This window comes from Arthrobacter sp. YAF17, assembly GCF_052113365.1.
Lineage (GTDB): Bacteria > Actinomycetota > Actinomycetes > Actinomycetales > Micrococcaceae > Arthrobacter.
Window position 1 is genome coordinate 19,479 of the sequence record NZ_JBFRDB010000021.1, and the last position, 16,134, is coordinate 35,612.

At 65.9% G+C, this 16,134-nt stretch carries 12 protein-coding genes; 5 read left to right on the plus strand and 7 right to left on the minus strand.

The genetic code is table 11. The annotated features are described in order from the left end of the window. Positions 1–8: 8 nt before the first annotated feature. The 4 genes from AB4Y67_RS15990 to AB4Y67_RS16005 are packed head-to-tail and all read left to right on the plus strand — an operon-like array spanning position 9 to position 4,022. Positions 9–977, plus strand: a complete 969-nt coding sequence (locus AB4Y67_RS15990; RefSeq protein WP_441406747.1) for a carbohydrate ABC transporter permease — start codon at positions 9–11, stop codon at positions 975–977. Further along, positions 974–1,888: a carbohydrate ABC transporter permease gene (locus tag AB4Y67_RS15995; protein WP_441406748.1), complete on the plus strand. Its 915-nt coding sequence runs from the start codon at positions 974–976 to the stop codon at positions 1,886–1,888. The genes AB4Y67_RS15990 and AB4Y67_RS15995 overlap by 4 nt, the downstream gene beginning before the upstream one ends. 44 nt (positions 1,889–1,932) lie before the next feature. Further along, positions 1,933–2,994, plus strand: a complete 1,062-nt coding sequence (locus AB4Y67_RS16000; protein WP_441406749.1) for an NAD(P)-dependent alcohol dehydrogenase — start codon at positions 1,933–1,935, stop codon at positions 2,992–2,994. Between the two features lie 29 nt (positions 2,995–3,023). Beyond that, a complete protein-coding gene (locus tag AB4Y67_RS16005; protein ID WP_441406750.1) occupies positions 3,024–4,022 on the plus strand; it encodes a carbohydrate kinase family protein in 999 nt (332 codons plus the stop codon). A 55-nt stretch (positions 4,023–4,077) separates the two neighbouring features. Here the strand turns inward: AB4Y67_RS16005 and AB4Y67_RS16010 are convergent, their stop codons facing one another. Both AB4Y67_RS16010 and AB4Y67_RS16015 read right to left on the minus strand, forming a co-directional pair. Then, the gene (locus tag AB4Y67_RS16010) at positions 4,078–4,536 is read right to left on the minus strand and encodes a MarR family winged helix-turn-helix transcriptional regulator (RefSeq protein ID WP_441406751.1); all 459 of its coding nucleotides are present in this window, start codon (positions 4,534–4,536) and stop codon (positions 4,078–4,080) included. After that, the gene (locus AB4Y67_RS16015; RefSeq protein WP_441406752.1) at positions 4,536–5,666 is read right to left on the minus strand and encodes an LLM class flavin-dependent oxidoreductase; all 1,131 of its coding nucleotides are present in this window, start codon (positions 5,664–5,666) and stop codon (positions 4,536–4,538) included. The genes AB4Y67_RS16010 and AB4Y67_RS16015 overlap by 1 nt, the downstream gene beginning before the upstream one ends. Before the next feature lie 227 nt (positions 5,667–5,893). Between AB4Y67_RS16015 and AB4Y67_RS16020 the strand changes: the two genes are divergently transcribed. Next, the gene (locus tag AB4Y67_RS16020; protein ID WP_441406753.1) at positions 5,894–6,913 is read left to right on the plus strand and encodes a M20/M25/M40 family metallo-hydrolase; all 1,020 of its coding nucleotides are present in this window, start codon (positions 5,894–5,896) and stop codon (positions 6,911–6,913) included. Between the two features lie 256 nt (positions 6,914–7,169). Here AB4Y67_RS16020 and AB4Y67_RS16025 read toward each other — a convergent pair whose 3' ends face one another. Genes AB4Y67_RS16025 through AB4Y67_RS16045 form a run of 5 tightly spaced genes read right to left on the minus strand, consistent with a single transcriptional unit; the run spans position 7,170 to position 16,134 of the window. After that, positions 7,170–8,294 (minus strand): LuxE/PaaK family acyltransferase, encoded by a 1,125-nt coding sequence (locus AB4Y67_RS16025; RefSeq protein ID WP_441406754.1) that lies wholly within the window; start codon positions 8,292–8,294, stop codon positions 7,170–7,172. A 52-nt stretch (positions 8,295–8,346) separates the two neighbouring features. Beyond that, entirely contained in the window at positions 8,347–9,414 is a 1,068-nt protein-coding gene (gene sbnB / locus AB4Y67_RS16030) for a 2,3-diaminopropionate biosynthesis protein SbnB (protein ID WP_441406755.1), read from the minus strand. After that, the gene (locus tag AB4Y67_RS16035) at positions 9,411–10,418 is read right to left on the minus strand and encodes a TauD/TfdA family dioxygenase (RefSeq protein ID WP_441406756.1); all 1,008 of its coding nucleotides are present in this window, start codon (positions 10,416–10,418) and stop codon (positions 9,411–9,413) included. Before AB4Y67_RS16035 ends, sbnB begins: the two co-directional genes overlap by 4 nt. Next, positions 10,418–13,030, minus strand: coding sequence for a non-ribosomal peptide synthetase (locus AB4Y67_RS16040; RefSeq protein WP_441406757.1), 2,613 nt, complete (start codon positions 13,028–13,030; stop codon positions 10,418–10,420). The genes AB4Y67_RS16035 and AB4Y67_RS16040 overlap by 1 nt, the downstream gene beginning before the upstream one ends. A 2-nt stretch (positions 13,031–13,032) precedes the next feature. Beyond that, a complete protein-coding gene (locus tag AB4Y67_RS16045) occupies positions 13,033–16,134 on the minus strand; it encodes a Pls/PosA family non-ribosomal peptide synthetase (RefSeq protein WP_441406768.1) in 3,102 nt (1,033 codons plus the stop codon).

Below are 16,134 nucleotides of genomic sequence, written 5' to 3' on the forward strand. Positions count from 1 at the left end.
AGAACATCATGACAAACGCAACGGCGCGCGTCTCCCGGCACGGGAGCAGCACAGCCAAACCTTCCAGGGACACCAAGGCGCGGGAACGGGCTGTGGCCTGGGTGCGGCGTGCACCGCTGCTGCCGGCCCTGATCTTCCTCATCATCGTCACCCAGCTCCCGTTCGTGGGGACCCTGGCCATCTCGTTCATGAACTGGAACAGCATGAGCCCGGACACCACCGGGTTTGCCGGGTTCGAGAACTACGTCCAGGTTCTCACCGACCCCTACTTTCAGCAGGCGATCATTACCACCATCGTCATGACCGTCTCGGTGGTCCTGGCCAGCCTGCTCCTCGGCCTCGGACTCGCTCTGCTCCTGGACAAAAAGTTCATCGGCCGCGGACTGGCCAGGACCCTGCTGATCGCACCCTTCCTCGTGGTGCCGGTGGCTGCGGCGCTCATCTGGAAGCACGCCATCCTCAACCCCGTCTACGGCCTGATCAACGGCACCCTCACCTGGGTCTGGTCACTGTTCGGCAGCGACAACCCGCCGCAGACTGACCTGCTGACCTCGGCGCCCCTGCTGGCCATCATCATCTCCCTGGTCTGGCAGTGGACCCCATTCATGATGCTCATCCTGCTCGCCGGCCTGCAGTCCCGTCCCATGGACACGGTCGAGGCCGCCCAAATGGACGGCGCCACTCCCTGGGCGATCTTCCACCACCTCACCCTGCCGCACCTGCGGCAGTACCTCGAACTCGGCGGGCTGCTCGGAGCCATCTACATCGTGCAGAATTTCGATGCCGTCTTCACCCTCACGTCGGGCGGCCTGGGCACGGCCAACCTGCCTTACGCCATTTACGAGACGTTCTACTACGCCAACGAATACGGGCTGGCGTCCGCCGCCGGCGTCGTGGTGGTCATCGGCACCATCATCGTGGCGACCTTCGCACTCCGCACCGTATTCTCGCTCTTCAAGAAGGAGGCAGCACGATGAGCACGCTCACCCCCACCGAGCCCCGGGCATCTGTCACGGGCCCCGCCCGCCCCACGGGTTCCCGGCGCCGTCGCAAGTCCCGAATGGATCCCACCCGGAACAACACGGCTGCCGGGGTCGCGGCCTGGCTGCTGGCCCTGATGTTCGCGGTACCGGTGCTCTGGATGATCCTGACGTCCTTCCACTCGGAGGCGGACGCCGCGACCAACCCGCCCTCCATCTTCGCCCCCCTGACGCTGGACGCCTACCAGGAGTTCTTCGGGGCAACATCCGGGGTCAGCCCGTGGCCGTCCCTGATCAACTCCGCCACCGCCTCGATCTTCTCCACCATCTTGGTGCTGCTGCTGGCCATCCCCGCCGCCTACGCGCTGTCCATCCGGCCGGTGAAGAAGTGGACCGACGTGATGTTCTTTTTCCTCTCCACGAAGATGATGCCCGTCGTTGCCGCGGTCCTGCCGCTCTACCTCGTCGCCAAGAACATCGGCGCGCTGGACAACATCTGGTTCCTGGTCCTGATGTATGTGTCGATGAACCTGCCCATCGCCGTGTGGATGATGCGCTCCTTCCTCGACGAAGTGCCGGTCGAAATGCTGGAGGCCGCCCAGATTGACGGTGCCGGCCTGCTGCTGACGCTCCGCAAGGTGGTCGCCCCCGTGGCGATGCCCGGCATTGCCGCAACCGCCCTGATCTGCTTCATTTTCAGCTGGAACGAATTGCTCCTGGCCCGGGTCCTCACCGGAGTCGTGGCCGGCACCGCCCCGGTCTTCCTCACCGGCTTCGTGTCAGGCCAGGGCCTGTTCCTCGCCAAGGTCTGCGCGGCCGCCGTCGTGGTCTCCCTGCCGGTGCTCTTCGCTGGCTTCGCCGCCCAGGACAAGCTCGTCCAGGGACTCTCCCTCGGCGCCGTCAAATAGCCAGCCCCCGCTTCTTCGATTCGTCCAGCATAAGGAATTCTTCGATGACAACCTCAACCGCACAGCCCCGCACCCCCGGACACCCGGAGGTCCCCGCCACGATGCGCGCCGCCGTCCTCAAACGCCAGGGCGAGATGGCTCTGGAAAACCTGGCCGTCCCGGACCTTGACGCGGACCAGGTCCTCGTCCAGGTCGCTGCCGTCGGCGTCTGCGGCAGCGACGTCCACTACTACGAGCACGGCCGGATCGGCGACTACGTCGTGGACCACCCGCTGATCCTCGGCCACGAGCTCTCCGGCCGGATCGCCGCCGTCGGCAGCGCCGTGGACACCGCCCGCATCGGCCAGCGGGTCGCCGTCGAACCCCAGCGGCCCTGCCGCACCTGCAAGCAGTGCAAAGCCGGCCGGTACAACCTGTGCCCCGACATCGAGTTCTACGCCACCCCGCCGATCGACGGCGCCTTCGCCGAATACGTCACCATCCAGAGCGACTTCGCCTACGACATCCCGGACAACGTCAGTGACGAGGCCGCAGCCCTCATCGAACCGCTCTCCGTCGGGCTCTGGGCCTGCGAACGCGCCCAGATCAAGCCCGGAAGCCGGGTCCTGATCGCGGGGGCCGGCCCCATCGGCATCATCGCCGCCCAGGCCGCCCGGGCATTCGGCGCCACCGAAATCTACATTTCGGACATCGCCGCGGACCGGTTGGCGTTTGCCCTCGAACACGGTGCCACCCATGCCCTGAACGCCAGGACGGACAGTGCTGAAGGGCTCGACGTCGATGCGTTCATCGACGCGTCCGGCGCCCCGCAGGCCGTCCGCTCCGGAATCAAGGCCGTTGGACCGGCCGGCCGGGTCATCCTGGTGGGGCTCGGGGCCGACGACGTCGAACTCCCCGTCTCGTATATCCAGAACCGGGAGATTTGGCTCTCTGGAGTATTCCGCTATACGAACACGTGGCCGCTGGCCATCCAGCTGATCGCGGACGGGAAGGTGGACCTGGACATCCTGGTCACCGGAAGGTTCGACCTCGCCGACTCCGAAGACGCGCTCAAAGCCGGCAGACAGGCCGGCCAGCTCAAAGCCGTCGTGTACCCGGGCCGCTAACGAACTCCACCCACTGCCAGGAAGCAGCCATGCCAGCACATGAATTGAGGGTGGTCGTTATCGGCGAGTCCCTAGTGGACATCATCAGCGACCCCCGCCGGCCTGAGGCGGTCCAGGTCCACCCGGGCGGCAGCCCCCTCAACGTGGCGGTGGGGGCTGCCCGCCTGGGCCTGCGGACGAGCCTGGTGACCCACTATGCCGATGACCGRCACGGCCTCCTGATCGAAGAACACCTGACTACAAACCGGGTCCAGGTGATCAACGGCGGAACCACGCCGACGTCGACGGCGCTCGCCACGCTGGGTCCCGACGGTGCCGCCGACTACACCTTTTCCATCAGCTGGGAAATCAACGGGAACGCCCTGCCTGCCCTGGCCGCCGTCGAAGGTTCCACCCACGTCCACACAGGATCGATTGCTGCTGTGCTGCCGCCGGGGGATCGGGGCACGCTCGCCCTCGTGCAGGCGGCCCGCGAGCACGCGACCGTCAGTTACGATCCCAACTGCCGGCCGGGCATCAGCCCCGATGCGGCCGTGGCGCGCCAGAAGGCTGAACTCTTCGTAGCGGCGAGCGACGTCGTCAAAGCCAGCGACGAAGACCTTAACTGGCTCTACCCGGACCGGACCCCGGAGGAAACCCTGGAAGCCTGGCTGGCGCTTGGCCCGGCGGTCGTAGCAGTGACGCGGGGTGCCGCGGGGCCGGTCATCCTGTCTCGGAACGGGCGGGTGGAGATGGTGGCCGAATCCACCACCGTGGCGGATACCGTGGGCGCCGGCGACTCCTTTATGGCAGGCCTCATCGCCGGACTCGCCCAACTGGGCGCCCTCGGGGCGAAGGGAGGCAGAACACGGCTGTGCAGCCTGACACCTGAGGACTTGAAGGCCTTGGTTGCTTATGCCAACCGCGCGGCAGCGATCACCTGCTCCAGGCGGGGTGCCAATCCGCCACGGAAGGACGAACTGGGTCCGTTGACGTGGCCTTCGACGGGCGGGGGTTCCAGGCCGGAACATCAGCGGCGGCACAGCTGACGCAGCTAGTGGGCGTGGAGGTAATCAGCGTTGAGGCACCCGAGGAAGCCGCGGCTCAGCGTGCCGCCACGGAGGCCCGCAGCTTCTCCGTCAGACGCAGCAGCTCCTGCTGCTCGGCCACGGTCAGCGCCGGAACCACCAGGGCGGCGATGTCCCGGACGTGCTCCCGGCCGATCTGCTTCTGCAGCTCCCAGCCCGCCTCGGTGAGCCTGACCAGGACGCCGCGCCCGTCGTCGGGGGAAGGCATCCGCTCCACCAGGCCGCGCTTTTCAAGCCGCTCCACCAGCCGGCTCAGGCTGGACTGGCTCAGCAGCACGTGGTCGTTGAGCTCGTTCTGACGGAGCCAGCCGGACGGACAGCGCGACAGCGTAAACAGCACGTCGTACTCGTTGATGGCAAGGCCCTTGAAGGCCGGGCCGGCCTGCAGCCTGCGCATCACCGCCACCTGGGCGCGGAACAGGGATTCCCAGGTTTCCGCGGCCAGGCGCACCGGTGATTCGGTCTTCGCGGACATCACGCGCTCGTAGTGCCGGCGGGGCCGGCGGATTCGCTGACGGACTGCGCGGCTGCGGCGAGTGAGGCTGCCACGCGTCCGGCGTGGGTGGGCGGTTCGGGGACGTGGGCGGGGGTCTTGTCGGCGTATTCCTTGCGGAGGACCGGCAGGACCTCTTCGCCGAACAGGTCCAGCTGCTCCAGCACGGTCTTCAGCGGCAGGCCGGCGTGATCGATCAGGAACAGCTGGCGCTGGTAGTCGCCGAAGTACTCGCGGAAGGTCAGGGTCTTTTCAATGACTTCCTGCGGGCTGCCGACGGTCAGCGGGGTCTGTGACGTGAAGTCCTCCAGCGACGGGCCGTGGCCGTAGACCGGGGCGTTGTCGAAGTAGGGGCGGAACTCCTTGACGGCGTCCTGCGAGTTCTTCCGCATGAAGAACTGGCCGCCGAGGCCCACAATGGCCTGGTCTGCCTTGCCGTGGCCGTAGTGCTCGWAGCGCTCGCGGTAGAGGCCGATCAGCTGCTGGTAGTGCTCCTTGGGCCAGAAGATGTTGTTCGCGAAGAAGCCGTCGCCGTAGTACGCGGCAACTTCGGCGATCTGAGGCGTGCGGATGGAGCCGTGCCAGACGAAGGGGGCGACGCCGTCGAGCGGGCGCGGGGTGGACGTGAAGTTCTGCAGCGGCGTGCGGTGCTTGCCGGACCAGTTGACCGTGTCCTCGTCCCAGAGCCGGCGCAGCAGGGAGTAGTTCTCGATCGCGAGTTCGATCCCGTCCTGGATGTTCTTGCCGAACCAGGGATAGACGGGGGCGGTGTTGCCCCGGCCCAGGACCAGGTCCACGCGTCCGTCCGAGAGGTGCTGGAGCATGGCGAAATCCTCGGCGATCTTCACCGGGTCATTCGTGGTGATCAGCGTGGTGGCCGTGGACAGGATGATGCGCTCCGTCTGGGCGGCGATGTAGGCCAGGGTGGTGGTGGGGGAGGAGGAGAAGAAGGGCCGGTTGTGGTGCTCGCCGATGGCGTAGACATCCATGCCGATTTCCTCGACCTTTTTGGCGATCGCCACGGACGCCTTGATGCGTTCGTGCTCCGTCGGGGTGCGGCCCGTGGTGGGGTCGGTGGTGATGTCGCTGACGCTGAATACGCCGATCTGCATGATGTGCCTTTCCGTGGCCGGAGACTTCCGGGAGCTGTTCCTACTATAACCGATTTACATGCATTTGCATCTATCGACCGGTACAACGCCCGCCACGGCCAAATATTCCCTTGGCTGTGCGGGGCGGGCCGGAGGCCACCAAATGAGGGACGGGAGCCGTTGCCACCCGGGCAAAGTCTTCCTCTGGAACGGTCTGGACGTTATCTTCGGGTATGGAGGATGTCCACATGATGAAAAGGCCCGGAACGGCTGCGGCCGCAGCCATCTTGCTCGCAATCAGTCTTGTGCTCTCTGGCTGCACTGCCTCGCGGCTGAATCCTGCCGGTGGTGCGGATCCGAGGGCGTTGCTGGCGGAGTTCAGCGGCCGGGGCATGATGGGCCATCTTGAGGCGCTGCAGCGGATTGCCGATGACAACGGCGGGAACCGCGCGGCGGGCACGTCCGGCTATGAGGCATCCGGCCGGTATGTTGAGGAGCAACTGCGCGCCGCCGGGTACACCCCGGTCCGGCAGACGTTCACGTACCGGGGTGACGGCAGGAACCGGAAGCAGGTGGAGAGTTTCAACATCCTGGCCGACACCGGCGGCAGTGCCGATCACACCGTGGTGGTGGGCGGGCACCTGGACTCCGTGGAAGAAGGCCCCGGGATCAACGACAACGGCAGCGGCGTCGCGGCCATCCTTGAGACGGCGAAGTGGATGAAGGAGAACGGGATCAGCCCGGCGAACCGGGTCCGGTTTGCGTTCTGGGGCGCCGAGGAGAATGACCTCGACGGTTCCCGGCATTACGTCAACGAGCTGAGCAAGGCCGAGAAGGACCAGACGGCGGCCTACCTGAACGTGGACATGGCAGCCTCGCCGAACGGTGTACGGTCCTTCCACGACGGCGACGGATCGGATGTCGGGGATGCCGGGCCGAAGGGCTCCCAGGAGATCGAGGAGGTCTTTTTCCGGTTCTTCGAAAGCAACTCGCTGCCGGCGGAAACAACGCCCTTTGAGGACGGCGACTCCGATTACGACCCGTTCCTCAGGGCAGGCATTCCCGGCGGCGGGCTGTTCACCGGCGAGGAGGGGAAAAAGACCAAAGCCCAGGTGCAGGCCTACGGCGGGGTGGCCGGCAAGGTCCTCGATTCCTGCTACCACAAGGCCTGCGACACCACCAGCAACGCCAACGCCGACCTGCTCAAGGAAATGTCCGCCGCAATGGCCTACGCCACCGCCACCTACGCCCTGGCCCCACGCGGCTGACATCCAGCTCCAGCAGAACGGCTACAGCACCACGCCGCTTCGGCGGGCCCTCGTCGGTCTCGGCCCGGCTCACCCAGGTCCGCAGTGCCTCGGGATTCACCCCGAGCTGCTCGCCGATCCGGCGGAACGCACCGGTCCTGGTCGCAGGGTCTTTCCTTGCATCAATGGCCATCCGCGTTGCGCGCTCACGCAGCTCATTTGGGTACTTCCGTTGTGCTGGCGTGGGAATCATCCTTCCGGGTAATCGATGTCTCCATCAAACCCGGTGCGATTCAGTAGTGCCCGAACTGACGTAGCGCTCGATGCTGACTGGGCAGTGGCCAAGCCCGCCGCCCTGCCCGCGGCGGCGGAAGTTGATGACCTGGCCGGTTCTGCCGCACCCGCAGGTGCCGGTCTCGACGTCGCCCATGTCGTCGGTGAGGAGGAAACCGGGGTAGCTGGTGCTGAGGGCGTCCAGTACGGCGATGGTGCCGGTCTCTCCCGGGGCGATCTCCTTGGCGCTTTGGGCAGGGTCCCGGATGGAGATGTAGCACCATGGCGGAACGTGTTTGCGATGCAGGTGGCATTCGACAGCGAGCATGTTCGACTCGATCATCCCGTACATGTCGCGCACGTTCACCGGAAGCACGCCGAGCAAGTCGTGGCACCGTTCCCGAAAACTCTCATTAGGGATGGCCTCGGGTGTGTGCCGCTTCCAGCCCCCGAGAGTGATGATCATGCTGAACGGGTCCAAGCGCACACTGATATCCTCCCGCTCAAGGAACCGGAGGAGCCGGTCGATGAGGAACGGCGGACTGACGATGTGGCGTGTCATATGTCCCTCCCAACGTCGCAGGTGCTCCAGGGCCTCCCCGGCGTCGAACGCCTGGTCGGCAACGAGATATGCGTGGTGGTCGAAGACGCTGTTCAGGATGTTTAAGTCCTTGAGCAGTCCCATCTCCGAGGCTTCCGGGTCCGACGGGTTCAAGAAAAGTCCCGCGCCCCCGGACAGGTTGAAGAACTCCCGGTAGGTGCCGAGCATGGCGACCAGCGCCAGGGTCATTGTCTCGCTGTTGCGGGGGATGACGGAGGGGACACCGCGGGTTCCGCTGGAGCGGGTCTCGGTCTCGACGTCGGCCAGGGAGCAAGTAAGCAGCACCTTGGCGTCGGGACGCTTGAACATGCCGACCGGCAACAGTGGCAGGGATCGCAGGTCGTTGATGTCCTTGATCGTGGCGGGGTCGACTCCCAGGGCGTCACACTGGGCGCGGTAGAAGCCGTTTGCGGCCTGGTGGTAGATCGCGGCGTCCCGTAGGACGTCGGTGACCGACCCGGCCCAGTCCTCAGGGGACTGGACGTAGGCCTTGGACACATTTCCCAGCATCTGCGGTAGGGAGAGCATTGCGTCACTCCTCAGTGAGTGCGAATCGATGAATGCGGTCTGCGCCGCAGGGTCAGCCGTACCGACGCAACTCGGAAAAGAAATCCTCGACCACCCGGAGCTGGCCACTGCCGGCAAGTTCGTCGTAGACGTACTTGCCGACTGCCAGGTCGAGCACGCCCAGTCCGAACGGCGAGAACACAATAGGGCGGTCGTCCGTCAGCGAGACCCTGCCTTCCATGACGTCGGCCAAGGTGCCGTCCACGAAGTCCCTGTTGCCGACCTTCTGCTCCGCGAGGTGGGCCGACGTCCCGGCTTTCAGGCAGTGGTCGACGTCGTCGAGGATGTTGGTGGACGCCAGCAGGATCTCAGGGGCCAGATCGCGCAGGGACACGTGCAGCACCAGCGGGTTGTGCGCGAACCACGTCGCATCGTGTACGTGCGGCTGGCCCGCCACCGTGGCGAACACGACGAGGTCGCTGCTTCTGATCAGCTGCTCGGGGCCGTCGTGCACGGTCACCCGGGCACCTGTACCGCTGCGCTCGAGATAGCCCTTGAAACCCTCCTCACTCTCACCCGAGAGGTCGAACACCCCGATCTCGTCGAAAGACCAGCCGGCGGCTTTCAGGAAGGTGTGGATGTAGCGGGCAATGAGGCCAACGCCCAGGAACCCTATGCGCCGGGGACGCCCGCGTCCCCGGCTGAGCCAGTCGGCAGCAGCGGCGGCAGATGCAGCGGTCCTGGAGGCGCTGATGATGGAGCCCTCCATGCAAGCCAAGGGGTACCCCGTTGCCTGGTCGTTGAGAATCAACACCGCAGAGGCGCGCGGAATTCCAGATGCCACATTTTCCGGGAAGCTGGAGACCCATTTGATGCCGTCAACCTCTACTTGTCCGCCGACCGAGGCCGGCAGGGCGATGATGCGCGAGGTTGGCCGGTCCGGGAATCGCAGGAAGTAAGACGGGGGGTTCACCGAATCTCCGGCTGCATGCACGCGGTAGGTCTGCTCGACCAGCTCGATGACCTCCTTTTCCCGTCCCTGAAGCACCTGCTGAACCTGGGCCCCTGAGATGACCGCGAAGGGCGGAACCGTCTTCGGCTCAGCGGCCGCTGCGGCAGGGGAACTGGCAAGCTCTGTCATCGTGCACCGTCCTGGTTGTGGGTGTCGAGATCGAAAATGTTGCGCGGCTCGGCCATGCCGACAAGAATCTCCCGAGGCCCCTCATAGGCCTCGCGGCTATGCGCCATGCGGACGTTGTCGACCAGCATGAGGTCCCCCGTCTCCCAGGGGGTGCGGAGGGTATGGGCCTCATATACCTCGTTCAGGAGGGCAATGATTTCCTCACCGATCGGCTCTCCGTTGCCGAAACGGGTGTTGAACGGCAGCCCATCAGGACCGTAGACGTCCACCAGGTATTCCCGCACCTCGGGTGCGGTTGTCCATTCGCTCAGGAACGCAACCTGGTTGAACCAACAGGGTTGGCCAGTCGCCGGGTGCCGAACCACGGCAGGGCGCCGTTGCCGGGTGCGCAGCTCCCCATCGGGCTGCCACTCGAGCTCGATCTCGTGCGCCCGGCAGTAGCTCTCGACATCCGCGCGGTCTGAGACCCCGAACGCCTCCTCATAGGAGGCACCGATGTCCCCGTTGTAGCTGCGGGCGAGCAGCCACCCCTGGCTTTCGAACCGACGGACGATGTCCGGCGGCAGGGCATCGAGCACGGCACTGGCGTCCGCCACACCGGTCACCCCACCGACACTGGGTGCCTGAAGGCAGGCGAAGAGCATCAGGCCGGGGAACTCGAGCGCGTAGCTGAGCTCGTGGTGCATGCACATCGGCTGGTTCGCGGGCCATGCCAGGGATGAGTACACGCCGTCCAAGTAGGGCTGCCTGGCGGCGAAAGCCTCCCGGTCCGGCATGAGGCGGCCCGAAACCAGCCGGTGGAAGGTATCGGCCACTTCGGCTGGATCACGGAGGCCGAGACCGCGGACCAGGACGGCGCCGTGCTCATTCACCTCCGCACGCAGCGCCTCTCGGTTCTCTTCGGCCCACAGCACGGGGTCGTGGCCGTTCTCGACGATGAGCAGCGGCACCCGGCCGGCTTGGCGTTCCACGTCGAACTGGATCCTGGGTGTAGGAGACGACATCAGAGGTCCTTTCGTTTCATGGGTAGCGGATGGGAGAGGCCAACCGGTCCTCCTGCCGGGGCGTTGGAGTCGGGCTCCGCGACGGCTCCCGCCGTCCGCGGGTCCGGCGGAACGGCTGTGTCCGCGGGGGACGAGGCTTCGAGCAGGGTCGCCAGGTCTGCCAGGATGGGCGTCTGCATGATGTCCTTGATCGACACTGCGCGCTTGAGCAGTACCGCGAGCTTCACCGCGGACAGCGAGGTCCCGCCCAGTGCAAAGAACGAGTCCTGCCCGCCGATCCGGCCCATCGGCAGGCCGAGCACCGTCGCCCATGCCTCCGCAAGCCGCTGCTCGGCCGCCGAGAGGGCTTCCGTGGCGGTGCCGGCCTCGGGCATGACCTCGCGCGCCATGCGGGTCAAAGCCTTCCGGTCGATCTTCCCGTTGCCGGTCAGGGGCAGGCTCTCCTGCCACCTGTACGTCGAAGGAACCATGTAGCCTGGTACCCGGGCAGCCATCTCGCTGCGGATTTCGTCGACCTCGAGCGGCCGGTTGCCGGAGTAGAACGCCACCAGGAACTTGGACTGCCCGGCGCCCTCACCGACGACGACGGCGCCGTCGCGGACGGCGGGAACCCGCAGCAGCGCGTTTTCGATGTCGCCGATCTCGATGCGGAACCCGGAGATCTTGACTTGGTTGTCCCGCCGCCCCAGGTACTCCAGCTTGCCGTCCGGGGACCAACGGCCGTAGTCGCCGGCCCGATAGAGTCGCGCGCCGTCCACGTAGGGGTCGGTGGAGTAGGCCAGCGCGGTGCGCTCCGGGTCGTTGATGTAGCCGCGGCCCACGCACACTCCGGAGAAGGCGATCTCGCCCGGTGCTCCAAGCGGCACAAGGCGCTGCCGCTCGTCGAGGATGTGGATCCGGACGTTCGGTATTGGCGGGCCAAGTGGCACAGAGCCGCCCGGGGGCGCTGCACTCAACACTTCGTGGTTCGTGTCGTCGGAGGTTTCCGTGAGTCCGTAAGCGTTGACCAGCTTGACGTCCGGCATCACGTCGAACCAGCGGCGGACCAGCTCGCGCTTTAGAGCCTCCCCTGTGGCCGAGACGCAGCGGAGGTGCGGCAGGGCGCGAGGCCTGCCGCCCAGGTACGCCACCACGGCGTCCAGATACGACGGAACGACTTGGAAGACCGCCACCGCGCCCAGTTCCACCGTGTCGATGAACCGCTCAACGTCGAGGATCCGGTCCTGCCCGACGATGAGTGTGCGGCCGCCGACGAGCAGCGCCGAAACCAGTTGCCACAGCGAGATATCGAAGCACTGGGGTGCGGTCTGGGCGACGACGTCCCCGGGGCGGATCCCCAGGTCCTCGATCTTGGCGTACAGGTGGTTCACCATGCCGTCGTGCTCGCACATCGCGCCTTTCGGCTCGCCAGTGGACCCGGAGGTGAAATAGACGTAAGCGAGCTGATCGGGACGAATCTCCAGGCCGAGGTCGTCCACGGGATGCCCCTCGGCCTCGATGTCCTCGAACAACAGCTTCGTCACTGCAGGCATTGCTTCCAGCGCCTCATCGAGGGTGGTGGTGCTGCCGCCTTCGGTGAGCACCACCCGGGCCCCGGCCCGCGTGAGCGTTCTGGCGATTCGGTCGGCCGGAAAGTGCGGCTCGATCGGCAGATATGCGCCTCCGGCTTTGAAGATGCCGATCACAGCGGCCATCCACTCCAGATCCCGTTCGGCGACGACTGCCACGATGTCCTCCGCGCGCAGCCCGCGCGAAAGCAGACCACGGGCTATCCGGTTGGCGCGGGCGTTTAGCTCCGCGTACGTCCACTCCCGGGCGTCCTGAACGGCCGCGATTTGTTCGGGACGCTGCCGAACGCGCTCCTCGAACAGCTCGTGGAAGCGCCGCTGGGGCCGGGGCCGCTCGGGCCCGGCGAGCTGCTCAATCTGGAAGCGCCGCTCCTCCTGGCCGACTAGGTCGGTGTCCAAGGGATCCGCCCCCGGGTCCGCTACCACGCTACGGAGCGCGGCGAGGTAGTAGCTGGCGATGCGGCGGGCGGCATCTGCGTCGAGAACATCCCCGCGATACTTCAAGCGAAGCACCTCGCCGATGGTCGCGTGTCCGACCGAAATACCGAGCACGATGCCCTCCGGCAGCTCGGAATCGTCGTCCCGAAGACCGCCGAACACCACTTCGTAGCCCGGGGCGGACGGCTCGTGACTAGCCTGCCCGGGGGTGGACTGTTCCGTACGGGGCCGGATCAGGCGGCCGTTCGCATCGGAGACGAGGGCTCGCCAGGACCGGTGCGCCAGATCAAGGGTGCACTGCCAGGTCCCGAACGCGTCCTTGCAACCGGTCGTGACCTCTGTTTCGCCGGACAACGCGTGGAGCACTCTCGAGTGCGCCGCCAGCCAGATCGAGGATGGAACCACCTGCAGGCTCTGGGCCAGCGTCCGCACGGCCTCGAACAGGTCCTGTGGCACAGCCACTTCGATCCGGCCCTGATCAGGCTGGCGCTCCTGCGTCCACCTGGGAATCACCGTCAGCGCGGCACCCGCGGGCGCGGTTCGGTCTTTGCCCGGGCCCGACGAGCTGCCAGCGGTGCGGCAGGTCAACGCAGAGGTGGTGGTCATGATCAGGCCCTTTCCAGCGCGAGGGGGGACATTGCGGCGTCTCGGGCCTCTTCGGCCGGGTTGCCGGCCCACAGGGATCCGCGGGTGAGAGTGGTCCCCTTCATGACGAAGGAGTCGGCGCCGACGACCGCGCCGTCTTCGACGGTAACGCCGTAGTGGACGAACGCGGAGACGCCGAGGGTGACATCGTCGCCAACAACGATGCGGTCCGACTTGAACATGCCGTCTTCCTGGGAATGGGATTGGAGGGTGGTGCCGGCGTTCAAGGTGCAACGGGAACCGATCGTGACCAAGGTCCGCTCGATAATGCCGCAGCCGTCATCGAAGACCCGGCTTCCGATCCGTACGCCGAGCAAACGCCAGACCAGCGGCTTGAACGGCGTCCCGTTGAGGAGGCTTGCATATCGGCTCTGCAGCGACATCTTCCAGTACTGCTCGTGCCACCAGAAATAGGGGTTGTAGATGGAGCAGAGCTGGGGCTGAAGCGGTTTCAGTCCCCTCCCGAGATGCTCGATGCCGATGGGGACCAACAAGCCAACCACGAGCATCAGGACAAAGGCCGCGCTGAGGGCAAGGAAACTGAACTGATCGGACAATTCGAGGGCGGCGAACATGATGATCATGGCCAGTGTGATGTTGAGCCACCGCACCAGCATCAAGAGGGCCATCGTGCGCAGGTTGTACCTGTTCTTGGCTGCCAGGTTCCGACGGAAGTGCGCACGTTTTGAATACTCCTCGGGGAGGGCGTCCCGGAGGACCGAGCGGGGGATCTCGAACGGCGGTGACCCGAGCAGACCTACGTCGTGGCGCAACGGTCCGTCGAGGGGGACCATCACCTTGGTCGCGAGCAGGCAGTTGTCCCCGGTCCTGGCCCCGGCAGGGAAGAGCACGGCGTTGCCCAGGAAGTTGTGTGCGCCGATCGCCGCCCGGCTGACCTTGAACGACGTCGCCGAGAAATCGGTGTTCATAAACGACACCCCGTCGGCGATCATCGTGCCGCTGCCTATCGTCGAAAGGAACGGGCTGTCGTGTTTGAACCCCGTGCCCAGGTTCGAGCCGGTCTGCTGGACCTGCGGCTGCTTGTACCCGATGGCCCGCGCGTAGTGCACGACGTACGAGCTGTCGCCGAACAATCCCGTCAGCATGGGCCTGTTGGTCATTCTCAACACCGCCCGCTCCGCCGCGTGCCGCAGGCCGAACAGCGGATACACCGTGTCCGGCTTGACGGCGAGTTGAACCACCCGCGGGACGGTGGTGACGATGAGCAACGATACGACCGTGCCACCGAAGACAGCAAGAGCGGCATAGGCAATGGCGTCGGCGTAGAAGACCCAGTTGGTGAACGCGAACGCCTGCGTCCCCAGGAGTGCCGCCACGTTGGGGTTCGCCATGACGACCAACACGACAATCTGGCTTAGCAGAATGCGGCCAAAGCCAATCGTGCTGATCAGCTGGGAGGTGGCGAACCATCCCCGGCGCCAGGGCGAGTAGGGCCTGGCCTCGACTCCGCCATAATCCACCTCAGTGCGCCTGCCGGGCGACCCGTGCCACCGTTCGCCGGCGGGCACGGACTGGCCGGTGTACAGGGTGGACCGGTGGCCCAACTGCGACCCATCTCCCAATGCGGTGCCGATATCCAAAACGCTCCCCTCGCCGACGATTACGTCCCGGCCCAGCGTCAGCGCGCCCAGCTGGATGACGCCGCCGTGGGCGCGGTAGCCGTTCAAAACCGCGTCCTTGCGGATGACCGTCCCTTCCCCGATCGTGAGGAGGTCGGTGCAGACCGGCAGGCGGTTGGTCATGATCGTCACGTTGCGGCCCACCTTGGCGCCCATGGCCCGCAGGTAGAAGGTGGTCAGCGGAGACCCCCTCAGTAGCACCAGCGGGGAAGTTCGCATCAGGGTCTTTACCAGCCAGAACCGGAAATAGGCCAAGCTCCACAGTCGGATTTCGCCGGGGCGGAAACGCCCAAGGATGATCCACTTTGCCGCCACGGGAAGGATGCACATCAGCACGAACACTACCGCGGCATAGGCGGTCGACCGGAGGTAGATCACCCAGAATTCTGTCCCCTGGCCCGGCCCACCCTCCGGGTACACCCACTTGTACCAATTGACCGTGAGCAGTCCGGCGAGCACGCAGTAGCCGAGGTAGACGAGTACCTGCAGGGCGCCACAGATGACGTACTCCCAGGTCCGGGCGTCCATGGGCGCCGGAGCCTCCGGCACCGAAGCCACGGCCGGTGAGGGCTCCTGCAAGCGGTCCTGTTGCGGAGGAACCTGCAGGGCCGCGGCGAGGGCAGAGACGCTCGGGTTACTGTAGACATCCTTAATCGAGACCGTCGGTAGGTCCGGCTGCTTACGCATGCGGGCGCAGAACTTCGCCATGACCAGCGAGTCCGCGCCCAGGTCCTGGAAGAAGTCGGCGTCCATCGGGACCTGCTGCATGCCGAGTACGTCAGCGAGCACCTCGGCCAGCCGCTCCTGCACCTGAACCGTCGCCGACACCTCCTCGGCCGGTACCAGGGCCGCGGCCAGCGCGGAGATTGTTGGGTTCTGGTAGATGTCCTTAATGGACACGGCAGGCAGGTCCGGCTGCTTGCGCACGCGGGCGCAGAACTGCGCCATGATCAGCGAATCCGCGCCCAGGTCCTGGAAGAAATCGGCCTCCACTGGCACATGCTCAATGTCCAGCACGCCGGACAGCACCTCTGCCAACCGGTCCTGCACCTGGATCTGAACCGTCACCGACGCCACTTCCGCCGGTGCCAGAGCCGCGGCCAGCGCCGAGATCGTTGGATTTTGGTAGATGTCCTTGATCGACACCGCTGGCAAGTCCGGCTGCTTGCGCACGCGGGCGCAGAACTGTGCCATCAGCAACGAATCCGCGCCCAGGTCGTAGAAGAAGTTGGCGTCCACGGGGACGTCGTCCTTCTCTACCACCGACGCCAGAAGATCCGCCAGCCGGCGCTCCAAGGCAACGGCGGTACCCTTGGCCGGAGCGGCCGGAGAGCCGTTCCCGGCCGGAGCCGCGGTTACATCAGGAATGGGGAGATCGATAGAAGATGTGGAGCGCGGAGCGCCCTGCAGGTTATCGAGGCGCAT